Source organism: Proteiniclasticum sediminis, assembly GCF_018128025.1.
In the GTDB taxonomy this organism is placed as follows: Bacteria; Bacillota; Clostridia; order Clostridiales; family Clostridiaceae; genus Proteiniclasticum; species Proteiniclasticum sediminis.
The window spans coordinates 15510-38906 of the sequence record NZ_JAGSCS010000020.1 but is presented as its reverse complement, the minus strand read 5'-3'; the positions used below and the strand labels follow the sequence as shown (position 1 = coordinate 38906).

Here is a 23397-nt window from a genome sequence, read left to right as displayed (position 1 = left end):
AAAAACTCAAATCCAGGGTTTTTTCATGAAAATCAGCCGTCCCATTAGGGACGGCTCATTCATTTTGATTCTATTTAATTTTCACATGCTTCCATTTGTTGGTGCGGAAACGGCCATAAACAAAGGTCCATCGGATGAACTGATCGGCAAATACGGCATACCAGGCTCCAATAAGTCCCAGCCCCATGATGTTCACAAAAACATGGGAGAGGATTACCCGGAAACCAAAGACGCCCACAAAGGTGGCCACCAGAGGCCATACGGTGTCTCCAGCGCCCCGAAGGGCTCCTGCGAGAATCAGCTGGGAGGACTGGAAGGGCTGGACCAGCGCAATGATTTTCAGTGCGCCCGATGCATTGGCAATGATGACGGGGTCACTGGTGTAGAGTCCCACCAGCTGGGGACCAAAGAAGAAGAAAATGACGGCCATGAGGGTAGAAATCAGGGAGCCGATCTTTCGGGTCTCTTTGGCATAGTCTTCCGCCAGCTGAAGATTCTTGGAACCCAAGGATCGCCCCACCATGGAAGATGCAGCAATACCAAAGGCCTGGCCGGGATTGAAGGAAAGGCCCAGGATGCTCAGAGCAATCTGGTGGGAGGCATAGACCACGGTGCCTAATCCTGCCACGATGCGAACAAAGAAGAGGATGCCGATCCGAAGGGCCAATGACTCCAGGGAAGCCGGAATCCCGATGCGGATGAGGTTCTGAATCACTGTTTTGTTATACCGGAACTTCTTCAGAAAGTTGACCTGCAGCGGACTGTCCTTCTTCTTCAGGTACCGGATCATAAGCACGCTGGCCACCACCTGAGACAAGGTGGTGGAGATTCCTGCGCCGGTGACCCCCAGTCTTGGAAAGAACAGAAGTCCGTAAATGAGGAGCGCATTGCCGATGACATTGAGGAAGTTCGCCCGGACGTTGATCATCATGGGGGCCTTGGTCTCGCCGATGCCCCGGAGGGCGGCCGTGATGGACATGTTGAAGGTCTGGAAGACAAAGCCCACAAAGACGATGCGGAAGTAGGTGCTCCCTGCCGCCACCGTGTCCGCTTGGGCGCCCATGAAGACCATGATTTGCTCCGCATACAGGATCCCGAAGAGCGACAGCGGAATGGCCAGGAGGATCAGATTGAGGAGAATCACGTGCTTCAGCACCGACTCCACCTTATGGGGCTGTTTGGCCCCCACATATCGAGCAATCATAGCGGTACCACCCACATTGAGGGCCTGGGCCAAGGAAAGGCCGATGAGCATGGGCTGATTGGTGATGCCCACTGCGGCCACGGAGGCTGCTGACAGGGCCTTGTCGGCGATCCACCCCAGCATCATCATATCCACCATGCCAAAAAGAGAACCCATCAAAAGCTCAATCAGCACTGGCCACGCCAGGGTCATGACATCACTTCGGACGGGATTTTTCCACTTCCATGCAAAACGAGAGCCGCTGGGAGACTCTTGGGTTAAATCTTCTTCCAACACATTATTTTTTTCAGTCATTCGTCTCATCCTTAATCCATTCATTCATATTTAATTAACATTATACCACAGAAAAAACCGATGCCCTTCGGCTCCAATACACTTGATGGATGAAAGCTACAGATTTAGCCCGAATAAATGAACTCTCCCTGGATCTCATTTTATCCGGAGACCGAAAAAACCGCAAAAAATATTGGCAGTTCCTCCAAAAAGGAACTGCCAAATTCGGATACATGGGGGAGGAACTTCATCCTTTGAGATCTAGCCCTTCGGACTAATACTCGTAGGTCGTTCCCGCTTCACTGATGGTAATATTGAGTTTCGCCTCATCCTGCAGCTTCTTGTAGGAGACTAGAAACTCATTGAGTTCATTGTCCGACAGATCCACTTTCTTCGTGGAGGTAATCAGCACATCCCTGCCGCTGAGATAGAGCTGAAGCTGGTTCCGCTCATTGCTGATGGGGTAGCGGTATCCCGTATACTCCTTCAGCTTGCTCTTGTATTTATCGGTGAAACCCAGGGATTTTCGGTACTTCTTATAGTCTTCGTTGTTGTCCAGATGAAACTGACTGTTCAGATCCTCCATGGACATGCCATACCGTTCCATGAGCTTCTTCTGGATTTCCATGAACTTTTCATTGGAGAGCTGATTCTCCTTCATATACTCCAGGATTGCCTTGTTAAAGGTCATGGGATTGGTGATTCCACCGCCCATATCCCCCACCAGCTTAAAAATGTAGGCCTCAAACTCATCGATGTCCTTATCCCGGACCTTATTTTTCAGTTCATTGAAATCAATCACGTCGCTCAACGCTTATTCCTCCTCGAGGGTTTTCAGATACTCCAACAGATCTGATTTCTGCACCCGGTTCACTCCGCTGTGCTCGATATCAAACAGAGGATCGATCTTCTCCCCGTATTCTCTCTCCATGATTTCAATGACCCGGGGTTTACAAAATTCCCCCTGACACCAGCCCATACCGGCTCGGGTACGACGCTTGACCCCATCGACAGTTTTCACCTTGATGCCTCGGTGGAGGGCATCCACGATCTCATCTTCCCGGACCTGCTCACAGCGGCAGACGATCCGTTCCGGAGTGCCCAAGGGCAGTTCCAGAAGAGGCGTGATTTCTTTTAGAGGCTTTAAGGGTTTCTTTGTCACAATGGGTTTGCGGTGGGGATTGAAATCTGGATTTGGCTCCCATTCTAGTCCCCCATCCTTAAGAATACCTATAACCATCTGGGCGATGGCCGGGGAAGAGGTGAGTCCCGGAGACTGAATACCCGCCACATTGATGAATCCCTTCACGGCTGTCTCCTCAATGATGAAGTCATCGGTGGAGCTTCGGGCCCGGACGCCGGTGAAGGAGCGGATAAACTGTTTCGCATTGATTTTCCCGTACAGGGCTTTGGTCTGTTCGTAGATTTTGGCAATACGCTCAATGTGAGTGGAGGTGTCGCCCTTCACCTCATCTTCATGGGCATCCGGCCCAATGAGGAGATTGCCATAATAGGTAGAGGCTACCAGAACGCCCTTGCCCAGCTTGGTGGGCAACTGGAAGATCACCGTATTGATGGGATCCCCCGTTCCCCGGGTAAAGAGAATATACTCTCCGCTGCGGGGTAAAATCTCAAAATTATCGACCCCCACCATTTTGGAGATCTCATCGGCATGGAGTCCTGCCGCATTGACCACATAGCGGCCTTCAAAGGCCCCCTGGTTCGTGGTGACGATAAAACGATCCTCTTTCTTTTCCAAAGCCGTCACTTCGTGTTCCAGCTTCAGCTCCGCCCCATTGGTGAGAGCATTTTCTGCCATGGCAATGGCCATCTCATAGGGAGAACAGAGCCCTGCCCCTTCGCAGTATAGCGCCCATTTGACATCATGGGTTAGTTCCGGTTCCAGCCGGCGAATCTCCTCGGGTCCGATGATCTTCAGATCCGTGAGCCCGTTGAGGATGCCATTTTCCATGAGCTTTTCCAGCGGCGCCTTGTCGTCTTCCATGGTGATGACTAAGCTTCCCGTTTCCCGGAATCCAAAATTCAGTTCCTCATTGAGTTCTTTGAAACGGATACGGCCAGGATAACAGAGCCGTCCTTTCAATGCGGTATGCTTCTCTGCGAATCCTCCATGAACGATGGCGCTGTTGGCTTTCGTCGCCCCCATGGAGACATCGGATCCTTTTTCCAGAATCAGCACTTTGTTTTTTGACCGGGTGAGCTCCCGGGCAATGGAAGTTCCGATGATACCTGCACCAATAATAATCACGTCATACATGGTTTTTCCTCCTTATCTCTATTACTCTCATTTTACCGGATCCCGAAATCGTTTACCGTTGACCTTTGCGAAATTCTTATAATGTTCACAGAAGTTCGTGATTTTTAAAACAAGAGTGTGGGGAAATCCCCACACTCTTTGAACTACATATTTCTTGTGGCCACAATATCTGCGCCGGTGCCCAGGATATTCGGCACAATGACGGTGCCCACCTTGACAGGGGCCTGGACTTCCACCTTCTCCAGTTCCTTCATCACCGCGAAATTCAGGTGTTTGGGAATATCAAAGGAGGTTTTCACCGGAAGACGCTTATGGATTCCTCCGGTGATCTTCACCGTGGAGGTTACCACGCGAGTGGGATTGGTCAGCTCTTTCTTCGCATAGGGAATGCCGCGGTTGCAGGAGTTTCCCGTCACCAGGATCTCGCCATCGGGACGCTCATCCACACTCAGTCTGCAGCCCTTGGGGCAGACGATACAAATCATCTCTCTCATTTATACCACCTCTTCCAGAGCTATGGTCAGTTTGCCGTTGGCTTTCTCCAGCTCTTCCTTCTTCAGCTTGATTTTTTCCATTTCACCGGGAGCCACGATGGGACGTCTCAATTTTTTGATGAGCTCCCCTTCATTGTTGCGAACGGTGATGTTGATATCCTTGAACACATTGGAAACACGGAACATAATTTCCTGGCCATCTAGGATGTTCTCCAGACGAACCTGCTGAGGAACGGTGTAGTTCACGCGGGAACCATTGACGATGCTGGTGACTTCCTGTCCTTCCTCGAGCTCATGCCGGATAAAGCGAGCCGCACTGCGTCCTGCCTTCTGTCCTTCTTCACTGACGAAGTCCACCAGGTCATGGACATGGACCACGTTGCCGCAGGCGAAAATGCCTTTGACGCTGGTTTCCATGGCTTCATTGACCTGTGGGCCAGAGGTTCGTGGATCCAGAGCGATGCCGGCATTACGGGTGATCTCATTTTCCGGGATCAGACCCACGGAGAGAAGCAGCGTATCGCATTCCAGGGTCTGCTCTGTGCCGGGGATGGGATTTTTCTGCTCATCCACTTCACTGATGACCACAGCTTCCAAACGGTGCTTTCCGATAATCTCGGTGACGGTATGGGAAAGAAGCAGCGGAATATTATAGTCATTAAGACACTGGACAATGTTTCGGTTCAAGCCATTGGAGTAAGGCATCAGTTCCACACAGGCCTTGACCTCTGCCCCTTCCAGGGTCATGCGGCGAGCCATGATGAGGCCGATGTCCCCCGAGCCGAGAATGACCACTTTCTTCCCCACCATATAGCCTTCCATGTTCACGTACCGCTGAGCCGTACCTGCGGTGAAAATACCCGAAGGACGTTCGCCGGGGATCTGGATGGCTCCGCGGGTTCTTTCCCGGCAGCCCATGGAGAGGATGATGGCACGGGCTTCCAGGATCAGGTAGCCCTCCTTGGTGTTGATGGCTTCCACGGTTTTGCTTTCCCCGCCATTGGCGATGGAGAGGACCATGGTGTCCAGCTTGTACTCCACTTTCGTGGAACTGAGCATCTCGATATAACGGGTGGCATACTCCGGTCCGGTGAGTTCCTCTTTGAAGGAATGAACGCCAAATCCGTTGTGGATGCACTGGTTGAGAATTCCGCCCAGCTCTTTGTCTCTTTCCAGAATCAGGATCTTTTCTACGCCTTCTTTATACGCTTCATACGCTGCAGCGAGGCCTGCGGGGCCTCCGCCGATTACAATCAGATCATATTTCATCTTCTTCACCCCTACTTCTTTGTTTCGCCGACGAGTACATAGGAACCATTGGTGTCCTGCATAATTTCCTCCAGGGGAACATGCAGTTCACGGGAGATAATCTCCAGCACTCTGGGTCCGCAGAATCCGCCCTGGCATCGTCCCATGCCTGGCCTTACGCGGCGCTTGACGCCGTCCAGCGTCATGGCTCCCACGGGTCGGTGGATGGCTTCGATGATTTCCCCTTCTGTGATGTTCTCACAGCGGCAGATAATTCGGCCGAAGGTGGGGTCTTCTTTTATCTTCTTCGCCTTCTCCTCCGGAGTCAGTTTCATGAAGTGGGTCTGTCTTCGGGTGGGATTGAAGTTCTCTTTGGGCTCCAAGGCTACGCCCAGGTTCTCCAGGATCTTTGCGGCATCTTCTGCAATGGCTGGGGCAGAAGTCAGGCCCGGAGACTTAATGCCGGCCAGGTTGATGAATCCCTTCACTGATTTGGCTTCTTCGATGATGAAGTCAGATCGGTCAGATTGAGCGCGAAGGCCAGCGAAGTTTCGAATGCTTTCGCGATAGTTGATCCCTTTGATGGAACGGTTGGCTTCATGCTGAATGAAGGCCAGCTGCTCTTTGGACGTGGAAGTGTCATCCCGCTCCACATTATCCTCCGCATCCGGTCCCACGATGAGGTTGCCGTGGACCGTGGGGGATACCAGAATTCCCTTGCCCAAAACCGACGGACACTGGAAGATCACATGATTGGCCAGGGGGCCCTGGCTCTTATCCAGAACAAAATACTGTCCCTTACGCGGCTTAATCTTGAACTCGCGCTCGCCCACCATCCCCATGATGGCATCGCTGTAGATTCCCGCAGCGTTGATGATGTATTTGGTCTTCAGGGTTTCCAGATCCGGGTTGGCCGTATAGATGGTGAACTCATCATTCTCTTTCTTGATATCCACCACTTCTGTATTCAGGAAGAGCTCTACTCCATTGACCACGGCATTTTCCGTCAGGGCAATGCAGAACTCCCAGGGTCCGACGATGCCTGCAGATGGAGAGAACAGGGCTCCCACAGCCTGATCGCCAATATGGGGTTCCATCTTCACCAGTTCCTCCCGGCGGATAATCCGCTGATTCGGAACACCGTTGGTGTTTCCCCGCTCATACAGTTCCTGAATGGTGGCCATTTCCTCTTCGGAGAACGCCACAACCAAGGAACCGATTTTCTTGTAGGGAACATCCAGCTCCTCTGCATACTTTTCCGTCAGCTCGCATCCCCGTACATTCAGACGTGCCATGAGCGTTCCCACTTCCGGATCGTATCCGGCGTGGACGATGGCACTGTTGGCCTTGGTGGCTCCTTCCGAAACATCATTCTGCTTTTCCAAAAGCGCGACCTTGAGTTTATACCGGGATAGTTCTCGCGCCACAGAGGCTCCCACAATACCCGCACCGATGATGACCACATCAAACATATTCTTTCCCTCCTAACAAAAAAAGAGCAATACAACGTCACCTGCTAAACAGGTTTTCATTGCTTACTCTTTTACTCTCAGCACACTATTCATTTCTTTTATTTTAGCACCTTAAAATCCTCTTGTAAACCTTGACATGACCCTAGAGTCTCCAAATTCCGGTGTCTGTTGAGGAAATAGCAGTGGCACCTGCCCCTAAAGCGGCAATAACGTCCTCCTTGTCTGAAATCAATCCCCCTGCAATGAGTGGAACTGTGGCGATGGCGGATAGCTTGGTGATGATCTTGTACATTCCACCGGGCAAAACCTCATAGGTATCTGCATGACCCGATTCGATATACTTAATGACATTCTTCAGGGACAAGGAATCGATCAGGAAAAACCGCTGGACAGTAATGAGCCCCAGGTCCTTGGCGGCACTGATGATGTTGGCCTTGGTGCTGATGATCCCATCGGCCTGGGTGTTGTACTTGATGAACTTTGCCGCAATTTCCTTGCTCCCCAGTCCTTCAATCAAATCCACATGGACGATGGCAATTTTGTTTTTCTGTTTGACTTTACGCACGATGTTGGCGATATCCGTGATGTTTCCAAAGAGAATGAAAACCACTTGGCTTTCCGTTTCCAAGGCCAGTTCCAGACCGTTGTAGTCTTTCACTGCGGTAACCACAGGATAGGCTTCCAGTGCTTGATAGAATTCTTCTTTCATGTCATCCCTCCTTTATAGTCTTCTTCAATTATACTGAATTCTGGACAACTGTAAACCAATTCAAATTAAATTTGATAACTTGAAAATTTCCCTTGACTTTCCATCAAATTATAATTAATATTAGATTATAACAATTATTAATTAGTGCTCACCGTGCTGATTAATCATTATCAATTACAATTACGGGAAAAGGGAGCCGACGGGCTCCCTTTTTCTGTCTTTTTAGCCCTTATTTCCAGGCGATGGGGATACATCGCTGACGCTCCCGCCCAGATTCACCTGAAGCTCCTGTTTGGGATAAGGGATTGCGATGCCATGGCGGGAAAATTCTCCCAAGACCATTTCATTGAGGGCATAACCCACGGCCAGATAATCTTCCCGCTTCACCCAGACCTTGTAGTCAAAATCCAGGGAGTAGGCATTCTGCCGGGATACCCCGACGATGACGCCCTTCTCATCCAGGACCCCTTCTGTCCGCACCGCCAGCCGCAGGAGGATTTCCTTGACCTGTTCCACATCGGAACCATAAGCCACCGAGTAGACTTTATCAATTCTACGGAAAGGTTCCACGCTGTAGTTGATAATATGGGACGTCACCAGACTGTTGTTGGGAACCATGACCCGCCGGTTATCCGGCGTGTTCAGGGACGTATGGAGAAGCTGAATGGTGAGCACTGTTCCCTGGATGGATCCGGCTTCAATGTAATCGCCCACACTAAAGGGACGAAATACCAGGAGAAGGATGCCCGCTGCAAAGTTCGACAGACTGTCCTTCAAGGCTAAACCAATGGCCAGCCCTGCGGCGCTGAGCATGGCAATGAAGGTGGTCACCGGCACCCCAATGAGGGTGGCTGCCGTGATGAGGACCATCAGCTTCAGGAAGAAGCTAGCCATGGATTTTAAAAATCCGTGGATGGATAAGTCAATTTTGCTTTTCTGCAGAGCTTTCTCCACCAGCCGGACTGCATAATTGGCCAACCACCAGCCCAGAATAAGCACCAGCAAAAAGGCGCCGATTTTCGTTCCGTAGGTGGTAATCTGCTCATTGTATTTTTCCCATAATGCCATAATCATACCTCTTGAGGAGCTTTATTCGGCTCCTGATTCTCTCGTCAATTTATTGATGTTTTAGGGACTTGATGTACACGCGGTAAGTCTTGTAGGGTTTATCGGCAAATCCCAGGGCATCATTCTGCATGGGGCGGTTATACTCCCAGATCGTGGAGCCTTCGGCGTAGATATACCCTTTTTCCATTCCCCGTTTTAGCCCTTCGAAATAGATGGCTGCGGTGACACCTTTACGCCGATACTCTGGGACCACAAAGAGGACAAAAATGCGAAGGCGGTTGATTTTTCTCTTGTAGTAGAGAAACTTGAACAGGCCAAAGGGAAGAAGCCTACCATTCATCTTTTTCAGCACCTGGTTATAATCGGGCAGGGCGATGTTAAATCCAATGGGATTTCGGTCCTTATCCCGGGCAATATAGATAAAGTCTGGGTCTGCAAAGGGAAGGAGCTGCTTGGCGATGAGCTTGATTTCCTCATCGGTGGGAGGCATGAAATCATCCCATTCCTCGGGCATGGCTTTCAGGATAACTTCCTTCACGTCGGCCATCTCCCGGTCCATATTCTTCAGATCCAGCTTTTCCACGGTAAATCCATACCGTTTCATGGCATAGGGTATGAGTTTCTCCATGCGCTCCCGCTGCTCGGTATCGAACATTCCTTTATAACCATAGCAGTCCAAGTACTTCTCCATCCCATAGGCCAGAAACTGGTCATTATAGTAGGGCTTATTGTAGGTATTCATGACCAGGGTGGGATCCTCAAAATTATCCACCAGGAATCCTCGGTAATCGTCTCCTGCAGGCAAGGACAAAGGACCTTTCATTTTCTCCATGCCATGCCTTTGGAGAAAACTCTCGGCATAGCCCAAAAGGGCTTTTGCCACCTCCAGATCGTCGATACATTCATACAGGGCGATATACCCTTCCTTGTAGCCCTTATAGTCATTCAACTCTGTGTTGATGCCCACCAGGAGTCTTCCACAGGGGGTGCCTTCCTTATAGGCCACAATCCGCTCATTAGGCCCACAGTTCAGTGCATTGTCCTTCCCCTGGATATACTTCTTAAAGTCCCCCTTCAGCGGAGGAACCCAAGGTTCCTCTTTTCCATACAGCGAAAAAGGAACATTCACGAAATCATTAAGCTCTTTCCGGCTTTCAACCACCTTGACAACAATCATACTCCGCATCTCCCGTTTATCAGTACTGCTTGAACCCTATCGTCCCACGCTCCCCTAATTATACCATTTTCTCATTCTCTTTCATATTTCGAAAATTCGAAAAAGAAAAGAAGTCTCCCCAAAAGCCACCACTTCGGTGAGCTTTGGGGAGACGATTCCAGACAAAGGAAGAAAAGCAGGTTAGCCGTCCACGAGAACGCCAATGGGTTTTAGCTCCTTGATGGGGGTTAGTCCATGGGGGGAAACAGACTTGATTTCCTCGGTTAAGTCCTTACCGGCAGTGTAGCCATTGTGCTCTCCACCCTTCCACTGCGCCACATTGGTGACGTCGTAGATTTTCCCCTCGATGGCGATATACGCTTTATTCCCATTTTTACCATCATACTGCGCCAGTTGCTCCAGGGTGAGCTTGACCTCTTCTGCAGGAGGTGTGGCTTCCTTAGATCCGCAACCCGCCAAGACCGTCAACAGGAGAAGTGCCAGCAGACTCAGGACAATTCCTTTTGTTTTCATGTAACTACCTCCTTGATCCTCAAATTTCTTGGGGTATACTCAAATTCTACGGTACTATTGAATTGTATGCAATTAACTTTAAAGAAATATCACAGGATGTTCTCGCCCTGTTCACGATCATTCCGGAGAAAAACTCGTGATGAGAGTTTCCACAATCTCGGCAATGCGCATGGATCTTTCCGGCGACATGACTTCACTCTTTGCTTTCCCCTGGCGTAGACAGGCATTCACGTGATTGACTTCATAGACCATCTCATGGTCCACCGGAAAGCTCAGCGTATCCGATTCTTTTCCTCTCAGCTGCACCTTTGCTTCCCTTGCCTTCCAAAAGTCCGGAATTTCCACCATTCCTTGGTCTCCGGTGATCCGCATGTAGCTGTTCCCTTCGGTGAGGGTGGTCATAAATCCTCGGATCAGCACACCGGATGCTGTTCGAAACTGCAGTGTGCACTGGAGATCCACCCCCGTGTCGCCCAGAGTTGCCAGGGCCTGCCCATCTTCCATTTCTTCCTCCAGCAGTTCCATGGCGTGGGAAAGAAGATAGGTCCCATTGCCCTGAAGCAGTCCTCCCCCGGCCTTTTTCTCATAAAACCACTGGAATCCCACATGGGGGATTGCTATATTGTATTCAAGGTGCCGAACCGTACCCAGGGTTCCCCGGCCTACCAGTTCTTTCACCGCTTGGGTCACGGGTAGAAACACACATTTCTGGGCTTCCATGAGAAATACACCCCGATGTTCCGCCAGGTGAAAGAGCTCCGCCGTTTCCCGGGCTGAAAGCGTCATGGGCTTCTCACAAAGGACCGCCTTGCCCTTTTCCAGCGCCATTTTCGCATGGCTGTAATGCATGGCATTGATGGAGGGCACATAAATCACATCCACCTCCGGGTCCTCCAGCAAAGCCTCATAAGATCCATAAACGCGGGAAATCCCCAGCTCTTTTGCTCTCTGAAGGGCCTTGCCCTCCTCTCGGGAGGCCAGCGCCACCACTTCCCCCCCTTCACTGTCCCGGACCGCCGACACAAAACGAGTCGCAATTTTGGCGGTTCCCATAATGCCATATCGGATGATTTGCATAGCTTCACTCCCCTTCACGGGTTTTTCTTTATTATACCAGAATCGGCAATCATCGCTTCGCTCTACGCATCCTAAGGAGGTCTATTTCATGAATTCCACAATTCATCTATTGAATCAACACAGAACCGTCCGTCGCTTTAAATCCTATCCTCTCAAGCAGGATACCTTGGAGGAACTGGTCTTGGCGGGTCAGCGAGCCGCCACCTCGAACTTTGCCCAAGCCTATACCCTGATCCAGGTGGAGGATCCGGAAAAACGAAAAATTCTTGCGGAGCTATCCGGAAACCAGCGCCATGTGGAGGAGGCCCCTTTATTCCTCGTCTTTGTGGCTGATCTGGAACGAATTTGGAAAGCATCCGCCCTTCAAAACACCATACCCGACACCTCTTACACGGAAGCCTTGATTCTGGCCACAGTGGATACATCTCTCATGGCCCAAAATATCATGATCGCCGCAGAGTCCCTGGGCTTAGGCGGAGTCTATGTGGGCGGTATCCGAAATCAACCCCAGGTGGTGACGTCCCTTCTTCATCTTCCCGCCCACACCTATCCGCTTTTTGGCATGTGTCTGGGGTTTCCGGATGAATGGAACGATCAAAAACCTCGGCTTCCCCTGCCCCTTGTCCTGAAAAAAGAAGTTTATGACCGGGAGAACGAGCTTCCGCTGCTCCAGGCTTATGATGCAGAAATCGCGGTATATTAGGAAAAGAGCCGACAAACTTCAAGGATGACCCGGACTCGGCAGATGGCCCGGATGTTTTCCAAACCCCTTCGTCCCCAGATGAAGGCTTTCTTAAGCGAACAGGAACTGGATCTGAAATAGAGCCCCCCAACTTGTCACCAAGGTTTAACCCTTTTGTTGCATATTTTCACTCCGAAAACGTTAAGCTCAACTTAAATCAAGGTTCGGAGGTGAAATCCGTGCAAAAATCACTATCCACACTGCTCTATATTGCGCTGCTTCTCGCCCTGATCATGGGCTGGACCTCCTTAGGTACCCTGGATCTTTCCCAGGATTTGTTTCGGATGGCTCCCTCCCTGACATTGCCCGAGACCCAGGAGATCCCTTCGGAACTTTACTAAACGCACTTTTGATAATGAGACACAAAATCCCTGTCACACCACACGTGACAGGGATTTTCAGGCTTATTACTGACTCATTTTTCGGGACTTCTCAATACAGACATCCACCGCACTAATTACCGCATGACGGAATCCCTCTTCTTCCAGCTTAGCCACCGCATCAATGGTGGTGCCCCCGGGAGAGGTCACCATATCTTTCAGAATCCCTGGATGGATTCCCGTTTCCAGGAGCATCTTCGCCGCGCCTAGTACAGCTTGAGCAGAGATGGCATAGGCTTCTTTTCGGGGCAGCCCGTTCTTCACTGCAGCATCGGCCATGGCTTCCAGGAAGAGGTACACATAGGCTGGGGAAGATCCGCTGATCCCCGTGATGACATCCATGTGCTTTTCTTCCAAGGGAAACACCGTACCCAGGCCCTGCAGGAGCGCCAACAGGTTTTCTTCATCCACCGCATCAATCCCCTGGCCCAGGGCCATGGCGATGACGCCAGCCTTTACTGCCACTGGCGTATTGGGCATGATCTTCACCAGTTTTCTATCCTTGCCCAGCTCATCTTCCATCTTCCCTATGGTTACCCCTGCTGCCATTCCTATAATCAGGGCATCCGCTTTCAGCTCATCCCGGATTTCCCGGAGAATTTGGGGGTATAAGTGGGGTTTAACCGTAAGGAAAACATAGTCTGACCGTTGAGCCACTTCCCGGTTGCTTCTCGTCGTTTCGACCTGAAACCGGTCCGAAATGTCCTTCAGGGTCTCCTGGGTGGAGGCGGAGACCAGTGTATGTTGGCGACGATCTGGATTGGCTTCCAGGATTCCTCCCAAAATCGCTTTTCCCATGTTCCCGCAGCCGATGAACCCGATGGTCTTATGCATGTTCTCTCCTCCTCTTTACCGATTTCGTTCTTTAAACTCCCGATCCATATCGCGCTTGTGGGCCTTCTCCAGCATGGAATCCCGCTTATCGTAATTTTTCTTTCCTTTTGCCACGGCAATGGCGATTTTCACTCGTCCGTTTTTCAGATAAAGGGACAGGGGGATCAGCGTATAGCCATCGGCGGCACTGAGCTGATCGAGCTTCAGGATCTCATTCTTGTGCATGAGCAGCTTGCGTCTTCGCAGGGGATCCCGATTGTAGATGTTGCCCATTTCATAGGGACTGATATGCATTCCGCTGATGAAAATTTCACCATTTTTAATTTCCGCGTAGCTTTCTTTCAGATTGGCTTTTCCCATCCGAATGGACTTGACTTCGGTACCGATCAGTTCAATTCCCGCTTCATAGACTTCTTCAATGAAGTAATCATGGCGTGCTTTCCGATTTTCCGCTAAAGTCCTGTTCTTTCGCTCTTTCTTGTCCATAGTTTTTCACCTCATTCTCTCTCCTTATTCTAACATAGCCCTGTGCCCTTTTCATTGTTTTCTCGGGGTTTGTGCGGTTTAAGATATATTTTGGGTAAACCCGGTAAGATGGAACAAGATGGAATTCTGCATTTTCATCAATACTGATCCAAGGAGCAGAACATGCGCAATTATAAAATTATTACAGATTCCACCTGCGACTTACCAGGACCCTTAGCCCGAGATTTGGGCATTCACATTATCCCCATGTCCTTCGTACTCGATGGAGAGTCTCACCTCCACGACCCTCTGAACCGCGAATTCTCCCCTTCATCCTTCTATGAGATCCTGGCCCAGGGAAAATCCTCCACGACTTCCATGATCAACATGGCGGTGTTTCGCGAGCATTTTACGCAATACCTGAACCAAGGCCTTGATCTCCTCTACTTATCCTTTTCTTCCCAGCTCAGCGGCTCCTGCAATGCCGCAAGACTCGCCATGGAAGAGCTGAAAGAGGAGTATCCGGACCGAAAGCTTATTCTCGTGGACACCCGCGCCGCTTCCATCGGTCAAGGTCTCCTGGTCAAGACTGCAGCAGAGAAGCAGCAGGAAGGTTTTTCCCTGGAGGACCTGACCGCCTGGGCTACGACTCACCGGGATAAGGTGTGCCACTGGTTCACCGTGGAGGATCTGCAGCATCTGAAGCGTGGCGGCCGCATCGGGGCGGTCACTGCCAATGTGGGGACTGCCCTGAACATTAAGCCCGTTCTTCGTGTGGACCATGCTGGAGCTCTCATCACCCACAGCCGGGTCATGGGCAGAAAAAAATCCCTTTTGGAACTCATCGAACGGATGAAAAAAGATGCAGAGAATCCCAAAGACCAAAAGATCATCATTGGTCACGGCAATGCCCTCAAGGACGCAGAGTTTGTGGCCAGCAAAGTTCGGGAGGAAATCGGTGTAGAAGATATCCTCATTACCCCCATCGGCCCGGTGATCGGCAGCCATACGGGGCCTGGAATCATCGGACTGGTCTTCATGGGTCTTAAGGATGAAACGGAGCGATCTTCATAACCTCATGGGACGTCGAAGAATTTTGGCGTCCCTTTTTTCTGGTGTTTTTCTCCGCCCAAAGACTCAAAAAGCGGCTTTCTCCTTAGGGAGAAGCCGCTTTTTTACATGGATTATGGTTGACTCATTAACGCGTGGCCAAGAAAACTAGAAGGGCTATGATCATACCAATGATCGTCAGTGTCCGCCTGATCTTTTTGATTTGCGCCGGGTCCATGGGGGAATAAGCTGTGGGTTTTATGGAAGCATGACAGAATGGACATTCAGTCATGTGGTCCAGCACGTCTTTTCCGCATTGGGGACAGGGGACAAGATGTCCCTTGAGCAGTGAATGCTTTGTCTTCGCCATGGTGATTCTCCCTACTTGAGCCAGATTTCCGTTGAGAACAGGATAAACGCTGCAAAGGCCGCAATAAAGATAGAGGCCACTGCCAAACCCGCAAACAGAGCATTCCGCATAATATAGCGGACTTCCTGCTTGGACAGCGCCTGGGCGTTGTCCCGCTGAGTCATTTTCTTCTTATCCACATACCAGGGAGTCCCCTCGATGTTCATATCCGCAATGACTCGTCCATCGTCCTCAAAGGATTTTGTGTTTTTCATTTTATTTCTCTCCTGTGTATAAATGACATGCCACCTTGTGTTCCGGTTCAATGAAGACCAGCGGAGGATTTACCTGGCTGCAGATCTCCATGGCATGACGGCATCTCGTATGGAACTTGCAACCGCTGGGCGGATTTGCAGGAGACGGAATGCTGCCTTCCAGAATAATGCGTTCCCGCTTGGCATCTGGATCCGGAATGGGAATGGCGCTGAACAGTGCCTGGGTATAGGGATGCAGAGGATTCTTGAAAATCTTCTCTTTGGGGGCATACTCCACCAAATTTCCCAGATACATGACACCGACGGTATCGGAAATATGTTCCACAACGGAAAGATCATGGGAGATGAAGAGATAGGTAAGCTTATACTTGTTCTGCAGATCCTTCAGAAGGTTAATGATCTGAGCCTGAATGGATACATCCAGGGCTGAAACCGGCTCATCGCAGACGATGAATTCCGGGTTCAGAGCCAGGGCTCGGGCTATACAGATTCTCTGACGCTGTCCGCCGGAGAACTCGTGGGGATAGCGATCTTTGTGGTAAACCTGAAGTCCGCAGTCCAGCATGATCTGGGTGATATAGTCATCAAATTCCTCTTTGGGTACCAGGTTCTTCTCACGTACGGCTTCACCGATGATTTCACCGACGGGCATACGGGGGGATAGACTGGAATAGGGGTCCTGGAAAATGATCTGTACTTTGGAACGGATATCTCGAAGGCTCTTCTTGTCCAGTTCATGGATCTCCGTGCCATTGAAAAGCACTGCCCCATCTGTTTTGTCGGTGAGTCGGAGGATGGTCTTTCCGATGGTGGTCTTTCCGCATCCGGACTCGCCCACCAGACCCATGGTTTCTCCGCGCTTGATATCGAAACTGACGTCATCCACTGCCTTCACAAAGGCCTTCGCCTTGGAAAACATTCCCTTCTGGATGGGGTAGTACTTCTTCAGGTTCTTTACCTGGAGAAGCACATCCTGATTTCCTTCGTTCTGGGGTGTGTTATTGGTGTTCACTGCTTCAGCCATTGCTTTCCTCCTCATTATCCATGTAGCGATAACATGCCACTGCATGTGTGTCTGACAGGAAAGTCAGTGGTGGATAGGGCCCTTCACAGGCCTTGATGGCTTTATTGCATCGATCCTTGAAATAGCAGTAATTGGGCATGTTTACAGGGTTAGGCACAGAACCGGGGATGCTGTAAAGACGTTCCACTTTCTTGTTGCTGGAAGGCTTGCTTTCCATGAGGCCCACCGTATAGGGGTGAGACGGATTATGGAATACTTCCTGGGCAGTGCCTTTTTCAATGACTCTTCCGGCATACATGACCACCACATAGTCGGCCATTTCGGCGATAACGCCCAGGTCGTGGGTGATCAGCATGATGCTGCTGTTGATTTTGTCCTTCAGATTGCGCAGAAGGTCCATGATCTGTGCCTGAATGGTAACATCCAAAGCCGTAGTAGGCTCATCGGCAATGATCAGTTTCGGGGTGCAAGCCAGGGCCATGGCGATCATGACACGCTGACGCATACCTCCGGAAAGTTCGTGGGGATAGTTGTCATAGACGCCTTCTGGGTTAGCGATGCCTACCAGCTTCAGCATCTCGATGGAACGCTCTTTCACGGCTTCTTTGCTCATCTGTGCATTATGCAGTTCGATGACTTCATTGATCTGGTCACCGATCTTAAAGACTGGATTTAAACTGGTCATGGGTTCCTGGAAAATCATGGAAATGTCATTTCCACGAATTTCCTGCATCTTTTCTGTGGGAGTTTTCGCGATGTCATAAACTTTATCCCCACCATCAAAGCGGATTTCCCCAGCCACGGTCTGGCCCTGGGGACGCTGAACCAGCTGCATGATGGAAAGACTCGTTACGGATTTTCCGCAGCCTGACTCTCCTACAACACCCACGGTTTTGCCCTTGGGAATATCGAAGGAAACGCCATCCACAGCCTTGACGACACCGATATCGGTGTAGAAATAGGTGTGCAGGTTATCCACTTCCAGAATATTGTTCGGATTCTTCATATAGGTGATATACTCGGATTCCGGAACATTCTTCCGCTCTCTTTTCTTTTCCAGAGCATCCGTGATTTTACGGTTTTCTCGGGAAATGCGACGGATTTCCTTACCGGAAATGTAGTTGACACTCTTGATCTTCTTCTTGCCGTCTTTATCAAATAGCTTCTCAAATAAACTCTTTTTTTCCATGATCTACCTACCGTTTCATCTTGGGGTCAAATGCGTCACGTAAACCGTCTCCGACGAAGTTGAATCCAAGTACTGTCAGAAGGATCAACATACCTGCCGGAATCCAGACAAACCAGAAATTCGTCATTTCATAAGCGGTGGAAACACCACTGATGATATTTCCCCATGAAGCATAGGGGAACTTTACGCCCAAGCCAAGGAAGCTCAGGGTGGATTCATAAAGAATCGTGCCGCCCAGTCCCATGGTGGCAAAGACGATCAGCTGGGGAATGACGTTGGGAACCAGATGCTTGAAAATACGACGGGATACGGACAATCCGGTAGCTTCTGCAGCCACCATGAACTCCTGCTCACGTAGAGAAAGAATCTGCCCACGAACCATACGGGCAATTCCCGGCCAGCTCATGATACCCAGAACGAGCATGAGATAGTAAATTCGAACCCGAGGATTGATTTCCATGGCATCCATGATGGAACCCAGGATGATAAGCAGTGGCATGAAGGGGATACAGTTGAACACGTCAACCACACGCATGATCAGCATGTCGACCCACTTGCCGAAATATCCGGCCAGACCGCCCATGATAACACCGATGATGGTTTCCAGGAATACGGCAATGAAGCCGATAACGAGGGAGATCTGTCCGCCGTACATCAGTCGGGTCAGGACGTCCATACCATGCATGTCCGTTCCCAGCCAGTGCTTGGAGGATGGAGCCTCATGGACAGAAATCAGATGAGTCTGCGCATCCGTCTTAACGGTGTACATATTATTGTTCCGCTGAACGGTGTATTCCGCTTCGACACCTTTTTCGTCGGTGTAGTTAAAGGAAGATTTCCCTTCATGGATCGCCGTTTCGATTTCCTTCTTGAATTCCAAGGTCAGGAAAACATCCGTGGAAATTGGCTGAATCGCCAAGTTGGAAAGAAGCGCATACTCTTCTCTTCCGGATGCGGTGACTTTGTAAATCACGGCAGAATCCTTATCTGCTTCCAGCTCAAACTGCTCGTTTCCGACAGTGAAGCTATTGACGCCTTCTGCACGGAATGCTTTTTCTGCAGCGTAGGTGAACTCAAAGCCAACATTATTGGCCTTGTTGGATGGATCGATGATGTACTTGGACTCAATGGCGGTGTCGCCTGTTTTGCCCAGAATAAAATCACGACCGCTCTTTTGGATGGTGTACTGAACACCATTGATGTCCAATTGTGTTTTGCCTTCCTGTACAGCAGCTTCTGTGGCAGCTTTCACATCATCAGGTATGACGTTGCCATCTTCCGGAGTGATGGTTACGACGCCTCTAAAGTTGGTAACTTTAGCAATGGGGCTGGTGCTGACGATCTTGTAGAATTCTTCGCCTTCCTGGAAGATGAAGTATTCGCTGTCGCCGCTGGTGAATGTCGTCTCCCCCTGGTTTCGCGCCAGGATAAACTTGCTGTGGGCAGCAGAGGTATACTCACGGCCTTCCAGCACGGTGAAACGATACTCCGTATTAAAGGTAACGCTGGCATATTCCTTGGACATGGTTCCCACATAACGGAAAACCTCAGACTCCCCGTAAGGGGTAAGGAAAGCGCCGAGGAACGAGAAGAGGAACATGAAGACAATGATGAGGAGACCGATGATCGCCAGACGGTTTCTCAGGAATCGCCGAGTAACCAGCATACCTGGGGACAATACCTTCACGCGCTGCTCATCGCCCAAGCTGTTGGACTCGCTCACATAATCATTCAGTGCGCTGTCTTTCTTCTCGAGTTCTTCTGGATTGGTTTTGATGTTCTTGTTATCTTGCATTACTTTACTCCACCTCCATTAGCTTACTCGTACGCGTGGGTCAACTACGGCATACAGAATATCCGCAATGAGTGTTCCCAGCAGTGTCAAGACAGCCATAAATACCATGTAGAACATCGTGAACGGAATATCGCCATTCACCATGGACTGATAGGATGTGTATCCAATACCTGGTATCTGGAACAGGGTTTCCGTAATCAATGCACCGGCAAACAATCCTGGGAGAGATCCTCCAAGAATGGTCACCACCGGAATCAGTGTATTTCTAAACGCATGATAGTTGATCACTCTTTTTTCAGAGACACCCTTTGCTCGAGCGGTACGAATAAAGTCGGAGTTCATAACTTCCAACATATTGGTACGGGTGTATCTCATCAAACTACCGATGCTGATAATCGTCAAAGTTGCAATCGGCAAGACAAAATGGTTCGCTACATCGAGGAACTTACCAAATGAATCCAGCTGATTGTAGAATCTTCCCACCTTTCCATAAAGGTCAAACCAGCCCAGCCAAGCGGAAAAGACCAGCTTCAGCAAGGTGGCAAAGAAGAATGTGGGGAGTGATATTCCTAAAAGAGCCACGATGGTTACGGTGTAATCCGTGCGGCTGTATTGCTTCTTTGCTGCCAAAATTCCCAAAGGAATGGCAATAAAGACCTGCAGAACAAAAGAAATAGAGCCTAAAGTGAAGGAATCCCAAATAACCTGGGAGAATTTTGCCGTAACAGGCATGTTCCAGAACCAGGAATCTCCAAAATCACCTTTAACTGCATTGCCTAACCAATAGAAGAATCCATCGATCATCCCTTTATCCATGCCGTATGACTTTGTCAGCTGTGCCAGCCACTCCTGATAGCTCTTCGCTCCTGGTGTCTGTGACAGCAGTCTGGCCTGCATTTCAACATACGAAGTTGGGATGTTTCTCATGATGACATAGATAATCAATGATACAAAAAATAAAAGTACCACAGATAATCCTATTCGCTTTAAAACATATTTTCGCATTAAGATACCCCTCTTTACTATATACCCGTATAAGAATCTCTTTTTCTGATTTTATTTCTATTGCACTTGTAAATAATACGTCACTTAAGAAGATATGAGCCCACTGTTCGTGGGCTCATAAAATCTAAGAGTGAAATGCTATTTCATTTCAAGAAGTTCAAGATCATTCATCCATGTCCAGTAGGTTGTAATGTCAGGCGTTACGGTGTCAATCTTGACACGTTCGGTGCTGAAGATTACAAGGTTCTGTCTCTGGTAGGTGGGAACTTCCACTGCCCAGTCCATGATGATGTCAAGAGCATCCTTGTAGGTAGCCTTTCTGAATGCCTGGTCAGCGCTGGTTCTAGCATCGATGATCAGCTTGTCCAGTTCGGGATCAGCAATAGCATAGTGATTGCTGTCGGTTCCGCCCAGTCCTACGGCATTCTTGCTGTAGTATACCTGGTACATATCTGGGTCAATGGTGGCGCCCCAAGCGGCTGCCCACAGTTCCTGCTGTCCTGCGTCGATGGTGTTCCAAAGAACGTTGGTGTCAGCGGGGTCATTGATCTTCAGGGTAATTCCGATTCCTTCCAGAGCCTTGGAAGCATCTGTAACGATGGCGAATGCAGGATGTTCTCCGTTTCCGCCGCCAGGAATGATCAGCTCATAGGAAAGCTTAGCGCCAGCAGGTGCTGCGGTGAACTTGCCAGTAGCTTCATCAAAGGTGAATCCAGCTGCCTTGAAGTATCCGATAGCGGCTTTCTTTGCAGCTTCATAACGGGCATCAGCAACCATTCCTTCAGTGTAGATGTCCTTGCCATCAACATCTGTGGAGAATGCTACCTTGTATCCAGGATCAGCCTTCTGAGGAGCTGCCCAGGAAGTGTTGGAGATGGGGTAGTTGATGATGGAAGCAGCGGATCCATAGTAGCTGTCGATGGCTACGTCTCTGTATACGGAGAGGATCGTTGCAAATCCCTTTCTCATGTTCTTGGAGGCTTCGCTTCCAGGCTGTCCGCCAACACTCATGTTGTTGGAGTTCATTCCGATGTAGCCATAACCCAGGTTATCCACGGAGAAGGAAGTGATCTTGTTTCCAGTAGCTTCCTTGTTGTCGTTGTAGCCCTTGAGCTCATTGAACTTAGCCAAGGATCCTGATGGGTTAGCAGCGTCGATAACGCCTGTTCCAACACCAGCGATCATTTCTCCATCAACAGTTTCCTTCAGCTGAAGGTACTTGGTCTTGGGAGCGCCCTTGTAGTAGTTCTGGTTTGCTTCGTAGTATACAACCTTGTCCTTGTACTCAACGAACTTGTAAGGACCTGCTCCCATAGGAGTAGTGGTCTTTGCTTCGATGAGGGCCAGATCTTCTCTGGGGAAGCCGAACTTGTTGTTTGCATAGTCGTACTGCTTCTCGTCGCCATAGTAGTGCATTGGAGCAACCTGGATTCCAGCGATGCTGTAAACAGCAGGAGCGCTGAAGCCCTTGGTCTTTACTTCAACTTCAGTCTGGCTGAGCTTCTTGATTCCTTCGATGGAAGGAACTTCCTTACCATTGGCGTTGGCCAGTTTGTCCTTCAGAACAAGCTTGGAAACTTCGCCTTCGATATCAGCCTGGAAATAGGTCTCAGATCCGCCGTAGTTGGATCCCAGAGTCTTCCAGTCTGCGCCGTACTGTGCGATAACATCCTTCAGTACGGTAGCTTCGTCTGCAACCTTTGTTGAATCGTAAGCTTCATCAATGCTGTAGAAGAATGCGAAGAGGTCCTTAGCTACAGGATGAGCATCGGTGTACTGCTTGTAGCTTTCGTTGCCATAGAGTCCCTTAACCCAATCCAGTTCAGAAGTCAGGGTATCGGTAACCAGTGTTACCATAACTGCCTTCATAGCGTCGGTGGGGTTCTCCAGAGCTGCTGCCAGTTCATCCGGCGTAACAGCCAGTTCTTCGGCAAGAGAGTTGTTCTCTCTGTAGTTGGTCATACCAAGAATGGGATAGGAGTAAAGTGTAGAGGATCCTGTGTAAGTAGGATCAGACAGTACATAGTAGGTGAAGATGATATCATCAGCATCCATGACGTGTCCATCGGAGAACTTGATGTCGTCTCTGATCTTCATGTTGTAGGTGGTGATATCTGCAGCCTTGTCGTAAGTTACCTTAACGTCTGCAATACCGGTGTACTCGTACTCTGTTCCTTCATAGGATACCTTCTCGCCCTTAATGGCGTTGTAGATGATACCGCCGTTACGGTCGGTGGTAAGAAGGGACAGCTGTGTCAGGCTCGACGCATCCTGGTCATATGCCGTGGTTGCGAAGAAGGGGCTGAACTTCTGGCTGAAGGCTGCATAACCTACAACCAGCGGGGTGTCGTTTCCAGGTTCACCTGGAGTTTCCGACGGTGTCTCAGAAGGAGTTGTTGGGGTCTTTGAACAACCAGCTGCAACTGAAACGAAGATGGACAGTGTCAACAATAGGCCCAGTAGTTTTTTCATTGGTTTCCTCCTTGAATATATTATTAATCTGAGAATTTGCAAAACGAATTAAAACCAATTATAAGAATAATTCATGAATTTGTCAAACTTCGACAACGGATCCGGGAAAGAATAAGCTAAAGCTCTGGAAATTTTCGCAAATAACTGAATGATTGAGAAAATACGAATTTTAAACTTATCACGCAAATTTATTAAGTTAACTTAGGTAAATTATATCATTCACTATGAGATTTTTAAAGGGTATTTGTAAAGAATGTTTAAATTATAATAACAAAATCAATACACTGTGAACAGCTTTAAACGT

22 protein-coding genes are annotated in these 23397 nt (G+C 49.5%); 3 read left to right on the top strand and 19 right to left on the bottom strand.

Features of this window, described 5'->3' with window-relative positions:
• Positions 1-70: 70 nt before the first annotated feature.
• The 11 genes from KCG48_RS12460 to KCG48_RS12410 form a co-directional block, all read right to left on the bottom strand.
• On the bottom strand, positions 71-1498 hold the full coding sequence (locus tag KCG48_RS12460; RefSeq protein WP_211802534.1) for an MATE family efflux transporter: 1428 nt from the start codon (positions 1496-1498) through the stop codon (positions 71-73).
• A gap of 253 nt (positions 1499-1751) precedes the next feature.
• Positions 1752-2279 (bottom strand): DUF3867 family protein, encoded by a 528-nt coding sequence (locus KCG48_RS12455; protein ID WP_331000397.1) that lies wholly within the window; start codon positions 2277-2279, stop codon positions 1752-1754.
• Positions 2280-2291: 12 nt separating this feature from the next.
• Complete coding sequence (locus KCG48_RS12450) at positions 2292-3755, bottom strand: NAD(P)/FAD-dependent oxidoreductase (protein ID WP_211802532.1); 1464 nt, start codon at positions 3753-3755, stop codon at positions 2292-2294.
• 143 nt (positions 3756-3898) lie between these two features.
• A complete protein-coding gene (locus KCG48_RS12445; RefSeq protein WP_211802531.1) occupies positions 3899-4249 on the bottom strand; it encodes a DUF1667 domain-containing protein in 351 nt (116 codons plus the stop codon).
• Positions 4250-5518, bottom strand: a complete 1269-nt coding sequence (locus KCG48_RS12440) for an NAD(P)/FAD-dependent oxidoreductase (RefSeq protein WP_211802530.1) — start codon at positions 5516-5518, stop codon at positions 4250-4252.
• 11 nt (positions 5519-5529) lie between these two features.
• Complete coding sequence (locus KCG48_RS12435) at positions 5530-6969, bottom strand: NAD(P)/FAD-dependent oxidoreductase (RefSeq protein ID WP_211802529.1); 1440 nt, start codon at positions 6967-6969, stop codon at positions 5530-5532.
• Between the two features lie 142 nt (positions 6970-7111).
• Positions 7112-7678: a glycerol-3-phosphate responsive antiterminator gene (locus KCG48_RS12430; protein WP_211802528.1), complete on the bottom strand. Its 567-nt coding sequence runs from the start codon at positions 7676-7678 to the stop codon at positions 7112-7114.
• A 222-nt stretch (positions 7679-7900) separates the two neighbouring features.
• Positions 7901-8746, bottom strand: a complete 846-nt coding sequence (locus KCG48_RS12425; RefSeq protein ID WP_211802527.1) for a mechanosensitive ion channel family protein — start codon at positions 8744-8746, stop codon at positions 7901-7903.
• Positions 8747-8795: 49 nt separating this feature from the next.
• Complete coding sequence (locus KCG48_RS12420) at positions 8796-9923, bottom strand: hypothetical protein (protein WP_211802526.1); 1128 nt, start codon at positions 9921-9923, stop codon at positions 8796-8798.
• Between the two features lie 180 nt (positions 9924-10103).
• Positions 10104-10436 carry a cytochrome b5 domain-containing protein gene (locus tag KCG48_RS12415; protein ID WP_211802525.1) on the bottom strand — a complete coding sequence of 111 codons (333 nt, stop codon included), beginning with the start codon at positions 10434-10436 and terminating at the stop codon, positions 10104-10106.
• A gap of 117 nt (positions 10437-10553) precedes the next feature.
• Positions 10554-11513 carry a Gfo/Idh/MocA family protein gene (locus KCG48_RS12410; protein WP_211802524.1) on the bottom strand — a complete coding sequence of 320 codons (960 nt, stop codon included), beginning with the start codon at positions 11511-11513 and terminating at the stop codon, positions 10554-10556.
• Positions 11514-11601: 88 nt separating this feature from the next.
• Here KCG48_RS12410 and KCG48_RS12405 point away from each other — a divergent pair, with 88 nt between their 5' ends.
• Positions 11602-12216 (top strand): nitroreductase family protein, encoded by a 615-nt coding sequence (locus KCG48_RS12405; RefSeq protein WP_211802523.1) that lies wholly within the window; start codon positions 11602-11604, stop codon positions 12214-12216.
• A gap of 218 nt (positions 12217-12434) precedes the next feature.
• The gene (locus KCG48_RS12400) at positions 12435-12596 is read left to right on the top strand and encodes a hypothetical protein (protein ID WP_211802522.1); all 162 of its coding nucleotides are present in this window, start codon (positions 12435-12437) and stop codon (positions 12594-12596) included.
• A gap of 66 nt (positions 12597-12662) precedes the next feature.
• On the opposite strand, the gene proC is transcribed toward KCG48_RS12400, so the two are convergent.
• Together proC and smpB are read right to left on the bottom strand one after the other, a co-directional pair.
• Complete coding sequence (gene proC / locus KCG48_RS12395; RefSeq protein ID WP_211802521.1) at positions 12663-13469, bottom strand: pyrroline-5-carboxylate reductase; 807 nt, start codon at positions 13467-13469, stop codon at positions 12663-12665.
• Between the two features lie 15 nt (positions 13470-13484).
• The gene (gene smpB, locus KCG48_RS12390) at positions 13485-13955 is read right to left on the bottom strand and encodes an SsrA-binding protein SmpB (protein ID WP_211802520.1); all 471 of its coding nucleotides are present in this window, start codon (positions 13953-13955) and stop codon (positions 13485-13487) included.
• A gap of 162 nt (positions 13956-14117) precedes the next feature.
• Here smpB and KCG48_RS12385 point away from each other — a divergent pair, with 162 nt between their 5' ends.
• A complete protein-coding gene (locus KCG48_RS12385) occupies positions 14118-15008 on the top strand; it encodes a DegV family protein (protein ID WP_211802519.1) in 891 nt (296 codons plus the stop codon).
• Positions 15009-15365: 357 nt separating this feature from the next.
• Here KCG48_RS12385 and KCG48_RS12380 read toward each other — a convergent pair whose 3' ends face one another.
• From KCG48_RS12380 to KCG48_RS12355, 6 genes are all read right to left on the bottom strand, one after another.
• Complete coding sequence (locus tag KCG48_RS12380; protein ID WP_211802518.1) at positions 15366-15608, bottom strand: hypothetical protein; 243 nt, start codon at positions 15606-15608, stop codon at positions 15366-15368.
• A gap of 1 nt (position 15609) precedes the next feature.
• A complete protein-coding gene (locus KCG48_RS12375; protein WP_211802517.1) occupies positions 15610-16632 on the bottom strand; it encodes an ABC transporter ATP-binding protein in 1023 nt (340 codons plus the stop codon).
• Complete coding sequence (locus KCG48_RS12370) at positions 16625-17638, bottom strand: ABC transporter ATP-binding protein (protein ID WP_408004730.1); 1014 nt, start codon at positions 17636-17638, stop codon at positions 16625-16627. The genes KCG48_RS12375 and KCG48_RS12370 overlap by 8 nt, the downstream gene beginning before the upstream one ends.
• A 190-nt stretch (positions 17639-17828) precedes the next feature.
• On the bottom strand, positions 17829-19616 hold the full coding sequence (locus KCG48_RS12365; RefSeq protein ID WP_211802515.1) for an ABC transporter permease: 1788 nt from the start codon (positions 19614-19616) through the stop codon (positions 17829-17831).
• An 18-nt stretch (positions 19617-19634) separates the two neighbouring features.
• Entirely contained in the window at positions 19635-20621 is a 987-nt protein-coding gene (locus tag KCG48_RS12360) for an ABC transporter permease (protein ID WP_211802514.1), read from the bottom strand.
• A 138-nt stretch (positions 20622-20759) separates the two neighbouring features.
• Positions 20760-23093, bottom strand: coding sequence for an ABC transporter substrate-binding protein (locus KCG48_RS12355; protein WP_211802513.1), 2334 nt, complete (start codon positions 23091-23093; stop codon positions 20760-20762).
• Positions 23094-23397: the final 304 nt, after the last annotated feature.

Coding starts and splice junctions, on each gene's coding strand:
- KCG48_RS12460 (WP_211802534.1), bottom strand. CDS start 1,498: ATGACTGAAAAAAATAATGTGTTGGAAGAAGATTTAACCCAAGAGTCT.
- KCG48_RS12450 (WP_211802532.1), bottom strand. CDS start 3,755: ATGTATGACGTGATTATTATTGGTGCAGGTATCATCGGAACTTCCATT.
- KCG48_RS12445 (WP_211802531.1), bottom strand. CDS start 4,249: ATGAGAGAGATGATTTGTATCGTCTGCCCCAAGGGCTGCAGACTGAGT.
- KCG48_RS12440 (WP_211802530.1), bottom strand. CDS start 5,518: ATGAAATATGATCTGATTGTAATCGGCGGAGGCCCCGCAGGCCTCGCT.
- KCG48_RS12435 (WP_211802529.1), bottom strand. CDS start 6,969: ATGTTTGATGTGGTCATCATCGGTGCGGGTATTGTGGGAGCCTCTGTG.
- KCG48_RS12430 (WP_211802528.1), bottom strand. CDS start 7,678: ATGAAAGAAGAATTCTATCAAGCACTGGAAGCCTATCCTGTGGTTACC.
- KCG48_RS12425 (WP_211802527.1), bottom strand. CDS start 8,746: ATGGCATTATGGGAAAAATACAATGAGCAGATTACCACCTACGGAACG.
- KCG48_RS12420 (WP_211802526.1), bottom strand. CDS start 9,923: ATGATTGTTGTCAAGGTGGTTGAAAGCCGGAAAGAGCTTAATGATTTC.
- KCG48_RS12415 (WP_211802525.1), bottom strand. CDS start 10,436: ATGAAAACAAAAGGAATTGTCCTGAGTCTGCTGGCACTTCTCCTGTTG.
- KCG48_RS12410 (WP_211802524.1), bottom strand. CDS start 11,513: ATGCAAATCATCCGATATGGCATTATGGGAACCGCCAAAATTGCGACT.
- KCG48_RS12405 (WP_211802523.1), top strand. CDS start 11,602: ATGAATTCCACAATTCATCTATTGAATCAACACAGAACCGTCCGTCGC.
- proC (WP_211802521.1), bottom strand. CDS start 13,469: ATGCATAAGACCATCGGGTTCATCGGCTGCGGGAACATGGGAAAAGCG.
- smpB (WP_211802520.1), bottom strand. CDS start 13,955: ATGGACAAGAAAGAGCGAAAGAACAGGACTTTAGCGGAAAATCGGAAA.
- KCG48_RS12385 (WP_211802519.1), top strand. CDS start 14,118: ATGCGCAATTATAAAATTATTACAGATTCCACCTGCGACTTACCAGGA.
- KCG48_RS12380 (WP_211802518.1), bottom strand. CDS start 15,608: ATGAAAAACACAAAATCCTTTGAGGACGATGGACGAGTCATTGCGGAT.
- KCG48_RS12375 (WP_211802517.1), bottom strand. CDS start 16,632: ATGGCTGAAGCAGTGAACACCAATAACACACCCCAGAACGAAGGAAAT.
- KCG48_RS12370 (WP_408004730.1), bottom strand. CDS start 17,638: ATGAAGAATCCGAACAATATTCTGGAAGTGGATAACCTGCACACCTAT.
- KCG48_RS12365 (WP_211802515.1), bottom strand. CDS start 19,616: ATGCAAGATAACAAGAACATCAAAACCAATCCAGAAGAACTCGAGAAG.
- KCG48_RS12360 (WP_211802514.1), bottom strand. CDS start 20,621: ATGCGAAAATATGTTTTAAAGCGAATAGGATTATCTGTGGTACTTTTA.
- KCG48_RS12355 (WP_211802513.1), bottom strand. CDS start 23,093: ATGAAAAAACTACTGGGCCTATTGTTGACACTGTCCATCTTCGTTTCA.